This is a genomic window from Streptomyces pyxinicus, from assembly GCF_024753135.1.
GTDB lineage: Bacteria > Actinomycetota > Actinomycetes > Streptomycetales > Streptomycetaceae > Streptomyces > Streptomyces pyxinicus.
In genome coordinates this window covers 310851-329047 of sequence record NZ_JANUGP010000002.1, presented here as the reverse complement: position 1 = coordinate 329047, position 18197 = coordinate 310851, and the positions used below count along the sequence as shown (strand labels likewise).

Genomic DNA, 18197 nt, shown 5'->3' with positions numbered 1-18197 from the left:
GGAGAATCAGGAGGTGGCGCCGGCGGGACCGCCGGTCGCCATGCTGTTCCACACCACGGCGCCGTTGGCGCGGACCTCGGTGGGGGCGTGAGGGGAAACGCCGGCGGCGAGCAGCGCGGCGACGCCGAGCAGACCGGCGGTGAGCAGCGGCACGGTCGTGCGGATACCGGTACGGGTCCCGAGACGAGTTCCGGGACGGTTGCGGTCGGACATGGGTCCGAGCCCCCTTTTTTTTGCGGTGCGCGCGCGGGTGAGGTCGGGTGCGGTCGAGGTCACCGGCGCGTGGTTCGGTGTGGACGGGGACCAGTGTGGGAGAGGGTGATCTACGGCTGATCTACGGCCGGTTCACGGGACGTTCGGGCAGCCTATTCCGTCCGTAGAGCCACTGCCGGGCCGTTGTCGATCCGCCGTCGACGCAGCCCTGCCACTCTGACCGGGAACCGCACCCCGCTTGGAGAAGGACCCGTGGCCCCCAGCACCGACAGCACCGACAGCACCGCCGCCCCCGGCCTGCCGCCTGCCGACCCCGGACGGCCGTACACCCACGAAATGGTCGTCGTGCACCGGGTGTTCCGGCGCGAGTCCGCCCTGCTGCCCCGGCTGGTACGGGCCGTACCGGCGGGTGACGTGGCGCGGGCACGGACGGTCGCCGAGTACGCCGAGGAGTACGCGCACGGCCTGCACCATCACCACCACCTGGAGGACGAGCTGATCTGGCCCCTGCTGCGCGAGCGCGCGGGGCAGTCCTCCGCCTCGGACGCCCTGGTGGCCCGCATGGAGGACCAACACGGCACGATCGACACGACGTTGAACCAGGCGGCCGTCCTGCTCACCACCTGGCGCGAGACCGCCGACCCCGACACGGCCCTGCGCCTGGCGGACGTGCTCGACACCCACCGGGACGCGCTGACCGAGCACCTGGACGACGAGGAGCGGCTGGTGCTGCCGCTGGTGGCCGAACACCTCACGGTCGCCGAGTGGGACGAGGTCGGCCGCCGGGGTCTCGAAACCCTGCCGAAGAACAAGGTGCTGCTGGCCCTCGGCGCCATCCTGGAGGACGCCACGCCCGCGGAGCGCGCCTACTTCCTGGGCCGGGCCCCGCTGGCCGGCCGCCTGCTGTGGCGCCTGGTCGGCCGCCGCCAGTACGCGTCCCGCTGCCGGGCCCTGCGCGCACCCCTGGTGGCCTGACCGTGCCCGCGCCCTCGGCCCTCCCCTGGCCCCTTCTCTCCCCTCCTCCCCCTCCCCCGATCGAGGCTCACCGAACGATGACCGGAATCGACGCGGCGCTCGGCGCCACCATCGACGCCTACCGCACCTGCGAGTTCACCACGCTCGGCACCGCCGGCACCCCGCTGACCTGGCCCACCGCGGCCTGGCGCCGGCCGGACGGCACCTTCCTGGTCACCACGTGCCTGGCCTTCGCGCAGAAGGCGTTCAACGTCCGCCGGGACGACCGGGTGGCCCTGCTCTTCTCCGACCCCACCGGGAGCGGCGACTCCGACGCCCCCCAGGTCTTCGTCAGCGGCACCGCGAGCTGTCCGGAGGAGATCCGCACGGCACCCGACGAGGCGGCCGAGTACTGGCGCCGCATGTTCCAACGCCAGCCGCACTCACGGCCGTTCGTCAGCGCGCCCGGCAAGTGGTTCATGGACTGGTACTACCTGCGCCTGTTCATCACCATCACCCCGGAGCGCGTGGAGGTACGCCCGCCGCTCAGCCAACTCCGGCCCGCCGAGCCCGGATCGGTGCCGGCCCCCGGCCTCCCCGGCGCCGCGCTCGTCGCCCGCTACCCCAGCGCGGTCCTCGGCACCCGGGACACCTACCGCTCCCCGCTGCTGACCCGTGTCCGCCCCCGTGTCACGCCCGACGGCTTCGCCGTACCCCGGGCCGCGCTCGGGGACGCGGCCCCCGGCCGGGCCAGCCTCCTCGTCCACCGCCACGACGAGCGGCTCAACGGCATGCACAACGCCCTGATCACCGGGGAACTGGTGGGGACCGACGACGACCACTGGACCCTGCTCCCCCGCAAGGTCACCGAACCGGCCGGCTCGGGCCGCCCCCGGGACGCCTACCGCACCCTGCGCACGGCCCGCCGCGCGACGGCCCGCTACCTCCGGGACCACGAACTGACGCGGCCACGGGTGGACTGGGCGGCGTACCGGGCGCTGGCGGAGGAGGGTGCTACTTCTCGCGGGGGAAGTCGCCCGTCTTGAGGACCAGGTCGACGACGGTGCCGGTGAGGTCGACGTCGGTGCCGAAGTCGACCGAGGTCCGCATGGCGTAGTCGCCGTCCTTGGGGTGCGTGTAGACGCAGCAGCGGCCCTGGTAGGGGTCGGCGACGACGTAGAGGGGGACCTCGGCGACGGCGTACGCGGACTTCTTCGGGCCGTAGTCGTTGTGGGCCGTGCCCTTGGAGATGACCTCGGCGACGAACTCGACGTCCTGGTGACGCCAGTGGCCGGTGTCGTCCTTCGCCGCGGAGTCCTTGAGCAGGGCGATGTCGGGGCAGAAGCCGTTGCCGAAGCCCGGGAAATCGATGCGGACGTCCGAGAAGATCGTCACCTTCCTCCCGAACCTGCCTTCGAGAGCCCGCAAGAACTTACGAATGATCTCCCAGTGAACCTCCCGCTGCGGCGTCATGAAGACGTCACCCCCGACGATCTCGACCCTGAATCCTTCCGGGACGGGCATCCGCTCAAGGCGCTCGAACCACTCGTCCAGGCGCTCGGTGTTGGCGTCGTCGGTGTCAGCCATCTCGATCCTGTCTTCCAGGACGGTCATCGTGGCGCTACTCCTCGGCCGCCCGCGCACAGGAGCAGCCGCGCGGTGCAACGATACGCACGGTAGTCAGGAGACGCCGGAATTCGGTCAGCCCGGTCCAGGCCTCGTGTCGGTCAGCCCGGTCAGGCCTCGTAGGGGTGTCCGAGCCCCCACGCCTCCCACATCGCCCCCGCGAACGCGCCGGCCAGCTTGTGTTCGCCGTGGGCGTTCGGGTGGGTGCCGTCGTAGGTGTCGGTGTCGATGTCCCAGGACTCCGGGACGGAGGCCAGCAGGAGCGGGGAGACCCGGTCGTCCAGGTCGGCCACGGCCTTGGCGAGGAGTTCGTTGAAGAGGGCGACCTGGGTGGCGAAGGGCGGGTCGGTGAGGGCGCGGACGTTGGGGATCACCGGCAGCATCACCATGCGGACGCGGGAGCGGGCGGCGCGGGCACCGGCGACGAAGGCGCGGACGTTCTCGGCGGTCTGCTCGGCGTTGGTGTAGAAGCCGAGGTCGATGAGCCCGAGGGAGACGAGCAGCACGTCGGCGCGGTGCGCGCGGACCGCGTCGCCGATCACGGGGGCCATGTGCAGCCAGCCCTCGCCCCAGCCGGCCAGGTGGGCGCGGGGGAAGTCGGGTTCGGCGTAGGCGTACGACACGGGCGCCTCGGCGTTCTTGTCGTACAACTCCTCGCGCGGGCCGACGAAGGTGAAGGGGCCGCCGTACGTCTCGCACAGGTGCCGCCACAGACGGTGACGCCAGGTGTGATCGCCCGCGCTCCCGATCGTCATGGAGTCCCCTACGGGCATGAACCTGAGCATGCGCTCATGATGGACGATCACGGGGAGCGGCGGGTACCGGTGGGGTGTGAAGCCCGCCACCCCGGCTGAAAGGACGGCCGGGATGGCAGGCTTGGGGCATGCGTCGACCGGTCGCCCTGCTTGCCGGGGTTCTGCTCACGGGTGCCCTCGCGGTGCCCGCCTCCGCCGCCGACGGTGACGAGGGGTTCACCATCAGGGACCCCCGGATCACCGAGTCCAGCGGCCTGGCCGCCTCGCGTCTGCATCCCGGCATCTACTGGACGCACAACGACAGCGACGACGGCCCCTACCTCTACGCCGTCGACAGCGCGACCGGCAGGACGGTCGCCCGCATCACCCTGCGCGGCATCGGCGCCCCGCGTGACGTGGAGGCCATCTCCATCGGCCCGCACAACGAGATCTACGTGGGCGACATCGGCGACAACCTCGGCGGCAAGTGGCCGTACGTCTGGATCTACCGCCTGCCCGAGCCGAAGACGCTGAAGGACGCGACGGTGACGGCGACGCAGTACGTGGTGAAGTACGAGAACGGCCCGCGCGACGCCGAGTCGCTGCTCGTGCACCCGAAGACCGGGCGCGTCTACATCATCGACAAGAAGGAGGACGGCGGTCACCTGTACGAGGGCCCGGCGACGCTGTCCACCTCCGGCGCGAACGTCTTCAAGCCGATCGCCCCCGTCGACCTGTGGACGACGGACGCCGCGTTCTCCCCGGACGGCCGCCACCTCGCCGTCCGCGGTTACTTCGGCGGCATCTACTACGACTGGAACGGCGGCGACCTCCACCGCAAGTCGCGCCTGGAGGTGCCGTTGCAGGGCCAGGGCGAGTCCCTGACGTACTCGGCCGACGGCACGAAGCTGATGTACGGCAGCGAGGGCACGAACAGCCCGGTCCAGGCGAAGGACGCCCCGGACGCGCCGGCCGCCAAGTCCCCTTCTGCTGCGGGTGGTTCCGGCTCAACGGATTCCTCCACCGACTCGGGGGTCAAATACGGCGCGGTGATCGTCATCGTGGGCCTGGCGGCCCTGTTCGGCCTGCGGAGGCTACGGCGCAGGGGCTGACGCCGGGACGGTGGGGCAGGTGAGCTGAGGCCGGCCCCGGTTCGGCGAACAGGTCACGAGGGCTACGGAGAGATAGGCGGGCCGTTCGAGATAGAACCCGAGCGACACGTCCTGTCCGGCGGTCATTCGCTGTTCCGCGGAGGTGACGAGGGCTGCACGGTGGCTTGCGTCACGCTGACGCGCGACGGCGAACCGGTGTGCGTACTGCCCTAGTTGAGCGCTCAGCCAGGCTGCTGCTTCCTGCGGTTCCGTCCAGGTGCCCCGGACGAGTGAGGGCGGCTTGACGAGCCAGTACGCGGTCTCCAGCGGGGGCAGCTCGGAGGCGGGGAAAGCGGAGGCCACTTCCCGATACCGCTGGATCAGCTCGGGTGGGCTCTCGGCGGGGGGTGGCTGGGGGTGGGGAGGGCGGCGGAGGGCGTCCTGGTCGAAGCGGGACTTGGGGCCGTGCCAGAGGTAGCCGTGGTGGTGCACGGGGGTCCTGTTCGGGGGCTCTGTTCGAGGTGGCGTGGTGGCCGGTCCCGGGTTCAGGACCGGCCGGGTGGGGTGACTGGTTCAGAGGGCGAGGCCGAACCGGGTCGGGTCGATGCCGGCCGCGCTCAGCTCCTCCGAGCTGAACCGCAGCGGTTCGAGGTCGGGCCGCTTGCTGTCACCGAGGGCCCAGGCGTTGTCGCCGAGGCGGGCGAGCACGACGCACCCCTCGGTGCAGGGGCCACCGCAGGCCTGCACGAAGGTGACGGTGGTGAGGTCGAGTGCGTAGAGATCGTTCGACTTGGGCATGGCTGTGCCTTCCCGTTGGGCCTGGTCAGGGCCGGGTGGTTGGTCTTGGGGGGACCGTAGGCGGGGAGGGGTCGGGTGGGGCGCGGCTATTCTCGAATATTCTCGCGTGGTGACTCTGGATGCATGGACATTCACTCAGAGGCACCGACATGCTGGGGCCACCAACATCGTCAAGCCTCAAGGGGTGGGTCGTAGATGGCGCGTAGGTTGCGGTTCAACGGGACGGGGAGTGACATCGACGGATGCCCGGCTGTGCATGAGGACTTGGACAGCGGGGAGGTGATCGTGCACGGTCCCCCGCTGACCGACCCCGAAGACGTGGCTCAGCTCCAGCGTTTGTCGGAAGGAGAGGTCGCGGTCGTGGTGCCACGTGAGTTGTTGGTGGACTGGGCGCCGAAGGGCGGTACGCGGCAGGTGCGGACGATCGACCTGGACGAGTTCAGGGGCCTGTTCAGCAAGTTCGAACACACGGCCTGGCGCCTGGAAACTCGTCGGCGGTACGCGAGTGATGAGGCCGGCGACCGCTGGCAGGGCTTCATCGAGACCGGACGTGTCGTCGAGAACTGGCCGGAAGGCTCGTCGGGCAACGCATTCCGCGACATCATCCGCGCGCAGACCGCGGAGGGTAAACGCATCGAGCGGGTGCGCATCGTGGACCAGCCCCCCACCGCCGGGCAGCGGTATCTCCTCGACGGTGCGAGGTGGAACATCGAGTCCGGTGAGGACATCCGCAACATGTGGCGTGCCGACGCCGACCGACTCCAACTCCCAGCCGAGGACTTCTGGCTCTTCGACAGCCGCCTCATCGCGCTTCTCCGGTTCGATGACGACGATCAGCTCACACACGTGGACCTGATCACCGAGCCCGCGGAGGTGGTGCGCTGCGCCATGATCCGGGATGCTGCTTGGCATCACGCCGTACGGTGGGAGCAGTTCACGGCGGAGATGCGCAGCGAAGCGTAGGAGCTAGAACGGGTATCGGTGAGCACGGACTATCAGAGAGCGCGCGAAGAACTCGGCCGCCAACTCCGGGCACTGCGTGTCGAAAGCCCTGAAGGCCGGCTCACCGGTGCCCAGCTCGCCCAGCGGCTGGGTTGGCAGCAGTCGAAGATCAGTAAGTTGGAGAACGGCAGGCAGACGCCTACGGACGCCGACCTGCGGGCATGGGCCGAGGCTGTGGGGAGGCCTGCCGCGTTCCCGGAGCTGAGAGCACGGCTGAAGGGCTTCGAAAGCCACATCCGTTCCTGGCAACGCCAGCTTGCCGCGGGTCACGCCCCTGTTCAGGAAACCTGGAACACCCTCGTCTCCAACGCCACGACAGTGCACGCTCTGAGCGGCACCGCTGTCAACGGCATGTTGCAAACTGCCGATTACGCTCGGCACATCTTCGAGCGGCACGCCGCACTCCGGAAGTCGCCAAGGGACACGGATGCCGCGGTACGGGCTCGCATGAAGCGACAGGAGTGGTTGTACCGACCGGGCAAGCGGTTGAACCTGATCATGCCCGAGAGTGTGTTGTGGGCTCGGATCTGCCCACCGGAGACACTCGCGGCCCAACTCGACCGGCTGCTCGGTGTGGTGGGCCTGGACACGGTCCGCCTGGGGATCCTGCCACTGGAAGCCGCGCTGCCGTTGGCTCTGGGTAACTCGTTCAACCTGCTGGACGACCGTCTGGTCGTAGTGGAGAACTGGCACGCCGAACTCTGGCTGGAGGACGCAGAAACGATCGCCCTCTACCGCCGCGTCTGGGACACCTTCGCCGAGCCCGCCGTCTTCGGCACCGACGCCCAACAGGTGATCGCCCGAGTCCGGCGAAGCCTCAAGGTCTGAGGACGTACGGCCGTACGACATCGTCCCCGGCGTCCCAGACCGGCACCGGTGGTGTGGCCGCCGTAGACCAGCACTCCTCCTCACGGGGAAGTGGCAGACGATGGCCGGCCGCGCGGTTGCGCCGGGCCCAGCGGCGCCAGCGGGCGTCACGGGGGCTGGGGAGCCGCCAGACGTACGGGTCCGGCTCCCTCACCTCCCCGGCCAGGTGTGAATCGTCGGAGCCGGACCGGCGGACGAGCGCGTCATAGAGCCGCCGGAACAAGGGCCTTCTCCGTCTCCGTGAGCGCGAACACGGCCCACACGCACTTCGTGTACGGGTCCTGTCGGCACCCCCACGCATCGGCCAGCGCGGCGACGAGTGCGAGCCCGCGCCCGCCCTCGTCGTCCGGCGCGGAGTCGCGTAGCCGGGGGAGTCGGAGCCGGTCCGGGTCGGACACCTCAAGGAGTAACTGGGCGTCGTGGAGGGTCAGCTTCACCTCGACCTGGGCGTAGGGGATGCGGCAATGGGCCACGGCGTTGGTGACGAGTTCGTTCGCGAGCAGGATCACGGAGCCGGCGAGCGGCTCGGTGACACCCCAGTCCGCGAGGGCTTTGCCCACCTGCTGGCGAGCACCGGGGACGTGCCGCCTGTGCTTGGGGATGCGGAAGGTTTCGGATTCGGGCATGGGGGTGCCGTACCTCCTGACGTGCCGTCAAGATGCGGATCTGTATAGACCGACTGCCCATGAGAGTAGGGACGCAATGAGGAGTGCGGCAATCAAAAGAGGTGCATACATGCTGCTGGACGTATGTTCGGGTGCGGCATGCTCTACAGTTTCCCCGCGACAGAGAGGGGATCGGGATGCCTGTAGGTGGTCGACCGACCGTACGCAGTAGGCGACTTGGCGCTGCGCTCAAGACGTACCGGCTGGCGGCGAAAATGGATCAAGTGCAGGCGGCCGAGGTGATCGCCGCCCACCAGACCAGAGTCAGCCGCATCGAGACCGGTCACGTATCCGCTCGCCCACTGGAGATCCGGGCAATGCTCGATGCGTACGGGGTGAACGACCCCGAAGTACGGGTCAAGTTGGAGGAGCTGGCTCGACAGGCGAAGCGTCGAGGCTGGTGGCTCGAACACGCGGCGCACCTCCGGCCGGACTATGTCGACCACATTGCGCTGGAGGACGACGCGACCTACATTCGCGAGTGGCAGCCCGTCATGATGCCGGGACTTCTGCAAACCTCCGCTTACGCGGAAGCAGTCATCGGTGGTGGACCGCACTACATCGAGCCTGAACGCGTCGCCCAGTTGGTAAAGGTGCGAGTAGGGCGGCAGGCCAAGATCCAGGAGGGAGGGGCGTCGTACACGGCCATCCTCTGGGAGTCAGTCATCACGCACCCATTGGTGAGCACTGAAATTCATCGGGAACAGCTGACCGCCATCCTCGAAGTCGGGCAGCGGAAGAACGTCACGATTCAAGTGCTGCCGTTCAGCGTCGGCGCCTTGGCCGGCTACTCCTGTGCCTTCTCCTCTTTCAGCTTCGACGAGGAGCCGACGGTCCAAGCGGTCGCCATGGACAACCTGCGTGGCACTTCGGTCCTGGAAGGAGCCGAGGATCTTGCCGCTTACGCCAATGCATACGACGTACTACGATCGGCTGCGTTGACACCGGACGCGAGCATGAAGCTCATCCGGGGCATACTCCGGAGCCTGAAGGAAGACACACCGTGACCGAGGTCGTAAGCCCCTTCTGGAAGTCGTCGTACTCGGGGCAAGAGAACGCCTGCGTAGAAGTCGCCGACACGGCCCCCGCCGGCCGAGCCGTCCGCGACAGCAAGCAGGACAACGGCCCCCTCCTGACCGTCTCCCGAGAGACCTGGCAGGCCTTCCTCCGCCAGTTCGTTTAGGCGCGTACTGACTTGATCCCGTGCACCCGGCGTGGTTTGGGCGCGTCGAGGAGGCTGACGCCGTTGTAGGCGCGGCCGCGGACGAAGAACGTCGGGGCGGCGATGAACATGACGCAGATCGCGACGACGCTGACGGGGAACAGGAGCGGCAGCGACTGGCCCTCGGGCAGGGTGCGGCCGCCCTCGTGGACGGCGTAGGCGAAGGCCGCGAAGAAGACGATCGCTGACAGGGCGGCCAGGACCCGCAGGACGAGCTTGGTCCTGCGGGTGCGTTCTTCGGTGCGGACCTCGGCCAGCAGGGAGGCGTCGCACACGGGGCAGGTCAGTTCCACCGTCTGCTTGCCGGTCTGCGGCCGGCGCACCCGGTACAGGCTGTCCCGCCAGGTGGTCCGGCGGGTCCGGACGAGGATTCCGGTCACCCGGTCGCTGAGGATGTGCCGCACGGCGACCTCGACGGTCCCCGGTATCGGTCTGTTCATGAACGGTCGTCCCCCCTTGGTCGACTGGCTCGTTCTGAGCGCGTCGGGGTCATAGTCTCGGGCTCGCGGCGAAGGGGACTCAAGCGGTCGCGCAGAGCTTTGCCTTGAGCATGCATACGGGAGGACCCCGGAGGGGACGGCGGCGCGTGGGAGGCAGCGGAGCCGCGGGTCCGGCTGGTGTGCCCGCTGCGGATCGGGTGGGCCGGTGACGGGCGACGGGTGATGGGTGGGGTGAGGGCGAGAGCGGACGGACAGAGGACGCCCTTCTGTTTACCCCGGTCGTCATACTCCATCGGCATATTCACCCGACCGGCTGACCTCACCCCCGTACGGCCGTCGGAGCCGTGAACACCCCACTACATTCCGGCATATGGTCAGTTCACCGCACGACACGCCGCACCAGATCCTCTGCCAGGAGTTGGACATGCCGGCCCTCCTGCCGCTTGGAGGAAGCTGATGGACGCATACACCCCCGTACTCCCCGGCAACGGCACGGTGATGGAGGAGACGTGGCGCAAGGTCTACGCCGCCGGGGAGGCAGAGGGCGAGGCGAAGTTCGTCCTCCGTGTCCTCGGCCGCCGTGGCATCGAGGTCTCCGACTCCGTCCGCGACCGCGTCATGGCCTGCCTCGACCTGGAGACGCTGGAGACCTGGCTCGACCGCTCCCTGTCGGTGACGAGCGCCGAGGAACTGTTCGGCGAGGAGTGAGTCCGCAGTCAACGGCGTCGTACTGGAGGAAGCCGAATGGGCGTGTACAAACCGCTATTCCCTGGCAACGGCACGGTGATGGAGGAGACGTGGATCAAGGTCCATGGCGCCGGTGAGGTGAGGGGCGAGGCCAGGGGCATGGCGAAGGCCGTGTTGCGCGTCCTTGACGCGGGCCGCCTCAAGATCTCCGAAGGCGTCCGCAACCAGATCATGGACTGCTCCGACCAGAGGATGCTGGAAACCCCGCTCGACCTCTCCCTGGCCGTGACGAACGGCGGGGAACTGCTCCTTGAGAGTTGTACGAAGACGGAGCCATGACGAAGGGGCGCCCGGCGACAGATCCGCCGGGCGCCCCTCACAGTCGTACGCGGAACGCCTACAGCTTCTCGATCACGTAGTCGACACACTTCGTCAGCGCCTCGACGTCCGCCGGAGCGACCGCCGGGAACATCGCGACGCGCAGCTGGTTGCGGCCGAGCTTGCGGTACGGCTCGGTGTCCACGATGCCGTTGGCGCGCAGCACCTTGGCGACGGCGGCGGCGTCGATCTCGTCGGAGAAGTCGATCGTGCCGATGACCTGCGAGCGCTTGGCCGGGTCGGTGACGAACGGGGTCGCGTACTTGGACTCGTCCGCCCAGCCGTACAGCCGGGTCGAGGAGTCCTTGGTGCGGGCCGTGGACCAGTCCAGGCCGCCCTGGCCGTTGAGCCACTCCAACTGCTCGTTGAGGAGGAAGAGGGTGGCGAGGGCGGGGGTGTTGTACGTCTGGTTCTTGCGGGAGTTGTCGATCGCGGTCGGCAGGGAGAAGAACTCCGGGACGTGCCGGCCGCTCGCGTGGATCCGCTCGGCGCGCTCGATGGCGGCGGGGGAGAAGACGCCGATCCACAGGCCGCCGTCGGAGGCGAAGGACTTCTGCGGGGCGAAGTAGTAGACGTCGGTCTGGGCGATGTCGACCGGGAGGCCGCCCGCGCCGGACGTCGCGTCCACCAGAACGAGTGAACCTTCGTCGGCGCCGGCCACCCGCTGGATGGGCATGGCGACACCGGTGGAGGTCTCGTTGTGGGTGAAGGCGTACACGTCGACGCCCGCCTCGGCTCGCGCCTCCGGGTGGGTGCCGGGGTCGGCGGAGATGACGGTGGGCTCGGCCAGCCAGGGGGCGAGCTTGGCCGCCTTGGCGAACTTCGAGGAGAACTCGCCGAAGCTGAGGTGCTGGGACTTGCCGTCGATCAGACCGTGGGTGGCGATGTCCCAGAAGGCGGTGGAGCCGCCGTTGCCGAGGATCACCTCGTAGCCCTCGGGCAGCGAGAACAGCTCGGAGATGCCCTCGCGGACCTTGCCGACGAGGTTCTTCACGGGTGCCTGGCGGTGGGACGTGCCCAGCAAGGACGTGCCGGTGGCGGCGAGGGCGTCCAGCGCCTCGACGCGCACCTTGGAGGGGCCAGCGCCGAAGCGTCCGTCGGCGGGCTTGATGTCAGCGGGGATCTGGATGTCGGCCACGAGTCGGAGGGTATCCGCTGCGCGAAACGGGGCGGAAACCATGTCCGTCGGATGAGACGAGAACGCCGGCCCCCTGCGCTCGTGAACTTGTACGACGCTTTGTACGACGATATGGGCGGGGCTGTGGAAAACTTTCGGTGACTGTCCGTGAGCGGATGCATCCTGGACGCATGACAGAACTCGCGGGTGAGCTGCGCAGGGCCGTCCGGGGCGAGGTGGACTTCGGTGTCACCGCCCGGGCGCTGGCCACCATGGACGCCTCCAACTACCGCCGGGTCCCGGCGGGCGTGGTCGCGCCCCGGGACCCGGCCGACGTGGCCGCCGTGCTGGAGGTGTGCCGGGCGCGCGGGGTGCCGGTGGTGGCGCGCGGCGGGGGCACGTCGATCGCGGGGCAGGCCACGGGCACCGGCGTGGTGCTGGACTTCACCCGGCACATGGACGCGCTGCTGGAACTGGATCCGGGCAGCCGTACGGCGGTCGTGCAGCCGGGGCTCGTGCTGGACCGCCTCCAGGAGGCCGCCGCCCCGCACGGTCTGCGCTTCGGCCCCGATCCCTCCACCCACAGCCGCTGCACGCTCGGCGGGATGATCGGCAACAACTCCTGCGGCTCGCACTCGGTCGCCTGGGGCACCACCGCCGACAGCGTCCGGGAGCTGTCCGTGCTCACCGCGCGGGGTGAGCGGCTGCGGCTCGGGCGGGACTGGACCGGTGCCCCGGCGGGGCTGCGGGAGCTGGCGGAGGGCGAGCTGGCCAGACTGCGCACCGGCTTCCCCGACCTGCCCCGCCGCATCTCGGGGTACGCGTTGGATGCCCTGCTGCCCGAGCGGGGCGCCGACGTCGCCCGCTCCTTCTGCGGCTCCGAGGGCACCCTCGGCATCCTCACCGAGGCCGTCCTGCGGCTGGTGGAGGCCCCCCGCGCCCGCGCCCTCGCGGTGCTGGGGTACGGCGAGGAGAGTGCCGCCGCCGAAGCCGCCGCCGGCCTGCTGCCCCACGGCCCGCTGACGGTGGAGGGCATGGCCGCCGACCTGGTGCGCTCACCGGCCGGCCTGCCGAGGGGCGGCGCCTGGCTGTTCGTGGAGACCGGTGGCTCGACACCGGCCGAGGCGCGGGCGCGGGCGGAGGACATCGTCCGCGCCGCCGACGTCCTCGACGCGTCCGTGGTCACCGACCCGGCGGCCCAGCGCACCCTGTGGCGCATCCGCGAGGACGCCTCCGGCACGGCGACCCGCCTGCCCGACGGCTCCGAGGCCTGGCCCGGCTGGGAGGACTGCGCGGTGCCGCCCGCCCGCCTCGGCGCGTACCTGCGCGACTTCCGGGCCCTGCTGACGTCCCACGCCCTGCGCGGCACCCCGTACGGCCACTTCGGAGACGGCTGCATCCACGTCCGCATCGACTTCGACCTGCTCACCGAGGCCGGTGTCGCCCGCTTCCGCCACTTCTCCGAGGACCTCGCCGACCTGGTGGTGGCACACGGCGGCTCCCTGTCCGGGGAGCACGGCGACGGACAGGCCCGCGCCGAGCTGCTGCCCCGGATGTACGGCACCGAGACGGTCCGGCTGTTCGAGCGGGCCAAGGCCGTCTGGGACCCCGACGACCTGCTCAACCCGGGCATGCTCGTCCGCCCGGCACCCCTCGACACGAACCTCCGCTTCGCCGCCTTGCCCAGCCGCCCGGTCGACGTCGCCTTCGGCTACCCGGCGGACGGCGGCGACTTCCGCGCCGCTGTCCGCCGCTGCGTCGGCGTCGCCAAGTGCCGCACGGCCACGGCGGCGGGCCCCGCCGTGATGTGCCCCTCCTTCCGCGCGACCGGCGAGGAGGAGCACTCCACCCGGGGCCGGGCCCGGCTGCTGCACGAGATGCTCGCCGGTGAACTCGTCACCGACGGCTGGCGGTCGACGGAGGTCCGCGACGCCCTCGACCTCTGCCTGTCCTGCAAGGGCTGCCGCTCGGACTGCCCGGTCGGCGTCGACATGGCCACCTACAAGGCCGAGTTCCTGCACCACCACTACGCCGGCCGCCGCCGCCCCGCCGCCCACCGCAGCATGGGCCGCCTCCCGGAATGGCTGCGTCTGGCCGCCCGCACCCGCACCGCCCGGCTGCTCAACGCCCTAGTCTCGGTGGGCCCGTTGGGTCGGCTCGCCAAGCGGATTGGCGGCATCGCACCCGAGCGGCGGATTCCCCGGCTGGCGACCTGGACGTTCACCGCCTGGTGGCGCCGCCGGCCCCCCGCACCGGGCACGGGCGCACTGGTCGTGCTGTGGCCCGACACTTTCACCGAGCACCTGTCCCCGTCCGTCGGCCGAGCCGCCGTGCGCGTCCTGGAGGCCGCCGGACTGCGCGTGGCACTGCCGCCGACCCTGCTCCCACGCGGCGGCGCCATCGCCGACGGCAGGACCAGGGCCGCCACCGCCCTGCTCACCGCCCGCCGCGCCCGCGTCTGCTGCGGCCTCACCTACCTCTCCACCGGCCAGCTCGACCGCGCCGGTGCGGTGCTGCGCCGCACCCTGGACCTGATGGAACCGGTGCTGCGGGCCGGCGTCCCGGTCGTCGTCCTGGAACCGAGCTGCGCCGCCGCCCTCCGCTCCGACCTGCCCGAACTGCTGCCGGACGACCCCCGCGCAGCCCAACTCGCCAAGGCGGTACGCACCTTCGCCGAGACCCTGGAGCAGCACGCCCCCGGCTGGACCCCGCCCGCCCTGAACCGTCCGGTCACCGGCCAGACCCACTGCCACCAGCACGCGGTACTGGGCGACACCCCCGACCGCCGGCTGCGCGATGCCGCGGGCCTCACCGGCGACCTGAGCGGAGGCTGCTGCGGCCTCGCGGGCAACTTCGGCTTCGAGAAAGGCCACTTCGAGGTGTCCCGCACCTGCGCGGAGGACCAGCTCCTGCCGTCGGTACGTCGGGCACCGGGGGACGCGGTGGTCCTGGCGGACGGCTACTCCTGCCGGACGCAGTTGGAGCAGCTGGCCGGGGTGCGGGGCCGGCACCTGGCGGAGGTGCTGGCGGAGGGGCTGGACGCGCGGCCGGGTCAACCGGGGCGGCCGAGGCGGACGGGGGAGGCACGATGACGGCGGTGAGGGAGGAACCCGGCGCGTACGACCGCCTGGCCGTCCTCTCCGACATCCACGGCGTGCTGCCCGCCCTGGAAGCGGTGCTGGCGGAACCCGAGGTGGCCGCCGCCGACCGGATCGTCCTCACCGGCGACATCACGGCCGGCCCGCAACCCGCCGAGGTGCTGGACCTGCTGCGCGCCCAGGGCGACCGGGTGCTGTGGCTGGCGGGGAACGCGGACCGGGAACCGGTCGAGTACCGGCGGGGCGAGCGCCCGGAGATCCCCGACCCCATCGGTTCCTACGCGGCCGAGGCCCTCACCGACGAACAGGTGGCGTTCCTCGCCACGCTCCCCACGACCCTCACCCTGCGGGTGCGCGGCCTCGGCCGGGTCCTGTTCTGCCACGCCACCCCGCGCGACGACGAGGAGATGGTGCTGGTCGACTCCCGCCCCGAGCGCTGGGCGGAGGTCCTCACCGGCCTGGACCCCGGCATCGGCACCGTGGTCTGCGGGCACACCCACATGCCCTACGTCCGCCTCGCCCACAGCCGCCTGGTGGTCAACCCCGGCAGCGTCGGCATGCCCTACGGCCGCCCCGGCGCCCACTGGTGCCTGCTCGGCCCCGGCACCGACCTGCGCGTGACGCCGTACGACATACCGGCGGCGATCACCCGGCTGGTCCGCGACTGCGCCTACCCGGGGATCGCCGAGTGGGCCGACTACTTCCTCCGCGCGCGGGCGACGGATACGGAGGTGCTGGCGGCGTGGGGTCCGAAGGACGGGCGGGGTGATTCCTAGGGTGGGGACGACCCGTGCCCCGGACGGCCCGCACCCCCGGGCGACCAGCCCACCCCGCCGGTGCCCGACCCGTAAGGAGCCCGCGCAAGACCCTCACCCATGGAGCCCGCGCACGACCCTCAGCCAAGGAACTGGCGCATGCCCCCACCCAAGGAGTCGGCGCATGCCCCCACCCAAACAGCCCGCGCATGACCCCCACCCAAGGAGTTCGCGCATGACCCTCACCCTCCGCCCGATCAGCCGCGCCGAGCATCTCGCCTTCGTCGACGCCCGGCCCTCCGCGAGCCACCTCCAGCTGCCGTCCTGGGGAGACGTGAAGCCGGACTGGCGGGCGGAGAGCCTGGGCTGGTTCGAGGCGGACGGGCGGCTCGTCGGGGTGGGCCTGGTGCTGTTGCGGCCCCTGCCCCGGCTGAAGCGGTACCTGGCCTATCTGCCCGAGGGCCCGGTGATCGACTGGACCGCGCCCGACCTGGAGCGCTGGCTGGAACCGCTGCCGGCGTATCTGAAGAGCCGGGGCGCCTTCTCGGTGAAGATGGGGCCGCCCGTGGTGGCGCGGCGCTGGAACCCGGAGGCGGTCAAGGCGGCGATCGCGGACCCGGGCGCCCACCGGCTGGGTGATGTGCCGCCGACGTCGTGCGAGCAGAGGGCACTCGACCTGGCGGACCGGCTGCGCCGGATGGGCTGGCGGCGGACCGAGCCGGGCGGCGAGGACGGCTTCGCCGCCGGGCAGCCGCGGTACGTGTGCCAGGTCCCGTTCGCCGGCCGCTCGCTGGAGGAGATCCGCGGCGGGCTCAACCAGCAGTGGCGGCGCAACATCAAGAAGGCCGAGAAGGCGGGCGTCAAGGTGGTGCGGGGCGGCGCCGAGGACCTGCCGGTGTTCTACGGCCTCTACACGGAGACCGCCGAGCGGGACCGTTTCCTGCCGCGTCCGCTGCCGTACTTCCAGCGGATGTGGAGCGCGCTCACCGCGGAGCACCCCGACCGGATGCGGCTGTACCTCGCGCACCATGACGGGGAGGTGCTGGCGGCGGCCACGATGCTGGTCGTCGGCGGCCACGTCTGGTACTCGTACGGCGCCTCGACCAGCCGCAGACGGGAGGTGCGGCCGAACAACGCGATGCAGTGGCGCATGATGTGCGACGCCTACGAACTGGGTGCCCACGTCTACGACTTCCGGGGCATCACCGACACCCTGGAGGAGTCGAACCACCTGCTGGGGCTGCTGCGCTTCAAGGTGGGCGCGGGCGGCGAGGCGGTGGAGTACGTGGGGGAGTGGGACTTCCCGCTGAACCGCCTGCTGCACAAGGCGTTGGACGTTTACCTGTCCCGCCGCTGACGTACCCGGGCCGAGCAGCCGCTGTCTCACCCTTCAGGACAGCCCCAAAAGCACTTCACACTCCTGACGAGGTTTACTAACCTGGACTCACCAGTGCATCACAATGAACACGAACCGCCCCGCCTCCCCGACCGACAGCCAGGACCGCCCGTGAGCACCCGCAGCGCCACCCCTTCCGCGAATCCGGCCGCCGCCCCCGCATCCCCGGCAGGGGCCCCGCGCCGCTTCGGCTCGCTCGGCCCCGTCGGACTGGTGCTGGCCGGCGGCATCTCGGTGCAGTTCGGCGCCGCCGTCGCGGTGACCCTGATGCCGAGGGCGGGCGCGCTGGGCGTGGTGACCCTGCGGCTGCTGGCCGCGGCCGTCGTCCTGCTCCTGGTCTGCCGGCCCCGTCTGCGCGGCCACTCCCGTGCCGACTGGGGCACGGTGCTGGCGTTCGGCGTCGCCATGGGCGCGATGAACGGCCTGTTCTACGAGGCGGTGGCGCGCATCCCGCTGGGTCCCGCGGTCACCCTGGAGGTCCTCGGCCCCCTCGCCCTCTCGGTGCTGGCCTCCCGCCGCGCGGTCAACGCCGTCTGGGCGGCCCTCGCCCTCGCGGGCGTCTTCCTGCTCGGCGGCGGGGGCTTCGGCGACCTCGACCCCACCGGCGTGGCCTTCGCGCTGGGGGCGGGCGCGATGTGGGCGGCGTACATCGTCTTCAGCGCCCGTACCGGCCGGCGCTTCCCGCAGGCGGACGGGCTGGCCCTCGCGATGGCGGTGGCCGCGCTGCTCTTCCTCCCCCTCGGCATCGCCGCCTCCGGCACCCGCCTCCTCGACCCCACCACCATTGCCCTCGGCTCGGCGGTGGCCCTGCTCTCCTCGGTCCTGCCCTACACCCTCGAACTCCTCGCCCTGCGCCGTCTCCCGGCCCACACCTTCGCGATCCTCATGAGCCTGGAACCGGCCATCGCGGCCACGGCCGGCTTCCTCATCCTCGGCCAGTCCCTCTCGCCCACGGAGGCGGCGGCCATCGCCCTGGTCATCGCGGCCAGCATCGGTGCCGTCCGCACCCAGATAGGCCGGGGCGCCAGAGTCCCGGCCCGGCCGCCGGAGGCCTGACGGGACCCGGGCCGCCACCGGTACGGCCCCACCCCGCGCGCCCAGCACCAAGCGCCCAGCACCAAGCACCCAGCCCACCCTGCGAACCCCGTCCCCCT

General features: G+C 70.9%; 21 protein-coding genes. 13 read left to right on the top strand and 8 right to left on the bottom strand.

Annotated features, from left to right (window positions below; all coding sequences use genetic code 11):
• Nucleotides 1–6: 6 nt before the first annotated feature.
• Nucleotides 7–213 (bottom strand): hypothetical protein, encoded by a 207-nt coding sequence (locus tag NX794_RS04005; RefSeq protein WP_258776723.1) that lies wholly within the window; start codon nucleotides 211–213, stop codon nucleotides 7–9.
• 252 nt (nucleotides 214–465) lie between these two features.
• Between NX794_RS04005 and NX794_RS04000 the strand changes: the two genes are divergently transcribed.
• On the top strand, nucleotides 466–1188 hold the full coding sequence (locus NX794_RS04000) for a hemerythrin domain-containing protein (protein WP_258776722.1): 723 nt from the start codon (nucleotides 466–468) through the stop codon (nucleotides 1186–1188).
• Nucleotides 1189–1265: 77 nt separating this feature from the next.
• The gene (locus NX794_RS03995; protein ID WP_258776721.1) at nucleotides 1266–2213 is read left to right on the top strand and encodes a pyridoxamine 5'-phosphate oxidase family protein; all 948 of its coding nucleotides are present in this window, start codon (nucleotides 1266–1268) and stop codon (nucleotides 2211–2213) included.
• Here the strand turns inward: NX794_RS03995 and NX794_RS03990 are convergent.
• Both NX794_RS03990 and NX794_RS03985 read right to left on the bottom strand, forming a co-directional pair.
• Nucleotides 2182–2781, bottom strand: a complete 600-nt coding sequence (locus NX794_RS03990; protein ID WP_258776720.1) for a Uma2 family endonuclease — start codon at nucleotides 2779–2781, stop codon at nucleotides 2182–2184. The genes NX794_RS03995 and NX794_RS03990 overlap by 32 nt on opposite strands.
• A gap of 122 nt (nucleotides 2782–2903) precedes the next feature.
• A complete protein-coding gene (locus NX794_RS03985; protein WP_258776719.1) occupies nucleotides 2904–3578 on the bottom strand; it encodes a GDSL-type esterase/lipase family protein in 675 nt (224 codons plus the stop codon).
• A 98-nt stretch (nucleotides 3579–3676) separates the two neighbouring features.
• Between NX794_RS03985 and NX794_RS03980 the strand changes: the two genes are divergently transcribed.
• Nucleotides 3677–4639, top strand: coding sequence for a TolB-like translocation protein (locus NX794_RS03980; protein WP_258776718.1), 963 nt, complete (start codon nucleotides 3677–3679; stop codon nucleotides 4637–4639).
• On the opposite strand, the gene NX794_RS03975 is transcribed toward NX794_RS03980, so the two are convergent.
• Together NX794_RS03975 and NX794_RS03970 are read right to left on the bottom strand one after the other, a co-directional pair.
• A complete protein-coding gene (locus NX794_RS03975; RefSeq protein ID WP_258776717.1) occupies nucleotides 4622–5110 on the bottom strand; it encodes a hypothetical protein in 489 nt (162 codons plus the stop codon). The two genes, NX794_RS03980 and NX794_RS03975, sit on opposite strands and share 18 nt — an antisense overlap.
• Nucleotides 5111–5191: 81 nt before the next feature.
• On the bottom strand, nucleotides 5192–5416 hold the full coding sequence (locus NX794_RS03970) for a DUF397 domain-containing protein (RefSeq protein ID WP_258776716.1): 225 nt from the start codon (nucleotides 5414–5416) through the stop codon (nucleotides 5192–5194).
• A gap of 195 nt (nucleotides 5417–5611) precedes the next feature.
• Here NX794_RS03970 and NX794_RS03965 point away from each other — a divergent pair, with 195 nt between their 5' ends.
• Both NX794_RS03965 and NX794_RS03960 read left to right on the top strand, forming a co-directional pair.
• The gene (locus tag NX794_RS03965) at nucleotides 5612–6379 is read left to right on the top strand and encodes a DUF6879 family protein (RefSeq protein ID WP_258776715.1); all 768 of its coding nucleotides are present in this window, start codon (nucleotides 5612–5614) and stop codon (nucleotides 6377–6379) included.
• A gap of 18 nt (nucleotides 6380–6397) precedes the next feature.
• Nucleotides 6398–7246, top strand: a complete 849-nt coding sequence (locus NX794_RS03960) for a helix-turn-helix domain-containing protein (RefSeq protein WP_258776714.1) — start codon at nucleotides 6398–6400, stop codon at nucleotides 7244–7246.
• A gap of 242 nt (nucleotides 7247–7488) precedes the next feature.
• Here the strand turns inward: NX794_RS03960 and NX794_RS03955 are convergent, their stop codons facing one another.
• Nucleotides 7489–7911: an ATP-binding protein gene (locus NX794_RS03955; RefSeq protein ID WP_258776713.1), complete on the bottom strand. Its 423-nt coding sequence runs from the start codon at nucleotides 7909–7911 to the stop codon at nucleotides 7489–7491.
• 176 nt (nucleotides 7912–8087) lie between these two features.
• On the opposite strand from NX794_RS03955, the gene NX794_RS03950 reads away from it, so the two are divergent.
• The gene (locus tag NX794_RS03950) at nucleotides 8088–8957 is read left to right on the top strand and encodes a helix-turn-helix domain-containing protein (protein WP_258776711.1); all 870 of its coding nucleotides are present in this window, start codon (nucleotides 8088–8090) and stop codon (nucleotides 8955–8957) included.
• Nucleotides 8954–9133, top strand: coding sequence for a DUF397 domain-containing protein (locus NX794_RS03945; RefSeq protein ID WP_258776710.1), 180 nt, complete (start codon nucleotides 8954–8956; stop codon nucleotides 9131–9133). Before NX794_RS03950 ends, NX794_RS03945 begins: the two co-directional genes overlap by 4 nt.
• Here NX794_RS03945 and NX794_RS03940 read toward each other — a convergent pair.
• A complete protein-coding gene (locus NX794_RS03940; RefSeq protein WP_258776709.1) occupies nucleotides 9130–9612 on the bottom strand; it encodes a hypothetical protein in 483 nt (160 codons plus the stop codon). The two genes, NX794_RS03945 and NX794_RS03940, sit on opposite strands and share 4 nt — an antisense overlap.
• A gap of 456 nt (nucleotides 9613–10068) precedes the next feature.
• Here NX794_RS03940 and NX794_RS03935 point away from each other — a divergent pair, with 456 nt between their 5' ends.
• Complete coding sequence (locus NX794_RS03935; RefSeq protein WP_258776708.1) at nucleotides 10069–10320, top strand: DUF4351 domain-containing protein; 252 nt, start codon at nucleotides 10069–10071, stop codon at nucleotides 10318–10320.
• A gap of 36 nt (nucleotides 10321–10356) precedes the next feature.
• Nucleotides 10357–10638, top strand: coding sequence for a hypothetical protein (locus tag NX794_RS03930; protein WP_258776706.1), 282 nt, complete (start codon nucleotides 10357–10359; stop codon nucleotides 10636–10638).
• Nucleotides 10639–10696: 58 nt separating this feature from the next.
• Here the strand turns inward: NX794_RS03930 and serC are convergent, their stop codons facing one another.
• Complete coding sequence (gene serC / locus NX794_RS03925) at nucleotides 10697–11815, bottom strand: phosphoserine transaminase (RefSeq protein WP_258776705.1); 1119 nt, start codon at nucleotides 11813–11815, stop codon at nucleotides 10697–10699.
• A 170-nt stretch (nucleotides 11816–11985) separates the two neighbouring features.
• Here serC and NX794_RS03920 point away from each other — a divergent pair, with 170 nt between their 5' ends.
• The 4 genes from NX794_RS03920 to NX794_RS03905 all read left to right on the top strand — a co-directional run bounded on the left by NX794_RS03920 (nucleotide 11986) and on the right by NX794_RS03905 (nucleotide 18099).
• Nucleotides 11986–14886 (top strand): FAD-binding and (Fe-S)-binding domain-containing protein, encoded by a 2901-nt coding sequence (locus NX794_RS03920; protein ID WP_258776704.1) that lies wholly within the window; start codon nucleotides 11986–11988, stop codon nucleotides 14884–14886.
• Between the two features lie 5 nt (nucleotides 14887–14891).
• Nucleotides 14892–15668: a metallophosphoesterase family protein gene (locus NX794_RS03915; RefSeq protein ID WP_258776703.1), complete on the top strand. Its 777-nt coding sequence runs from the start codon at nucleotides 14892–14894 to the stop codon at nucleotides 15666–15668.
• 214 nt (nucleotides 15669–15882) lie between these two features.
• Nucleotides 15883–17004, top strand: coding sequence for a lipid II:glycine glycyltransferase FemX (locus NX794_RS03910; protein WP_258776702.1), 1122 nt, complete (start codon nucleotides 15883–15885; stop codon nucleotides 17002–17004).
• Nucleotides 17005–17154: 150 nt separating this feature from the next.
• Nucleotides 17155–18099 (top strand): EamA family transporter, encoded by a 945-nt coding sequence (locus tag NX794_RS03905; RefSeq protein WP_258776700.1) that lies wholly within the window; start codon nucleotides 17155–17157, stop codon nucleotides 18097–18099.
• Nucleotides 18100–18197: the final 98 nt, after the last annotated feature.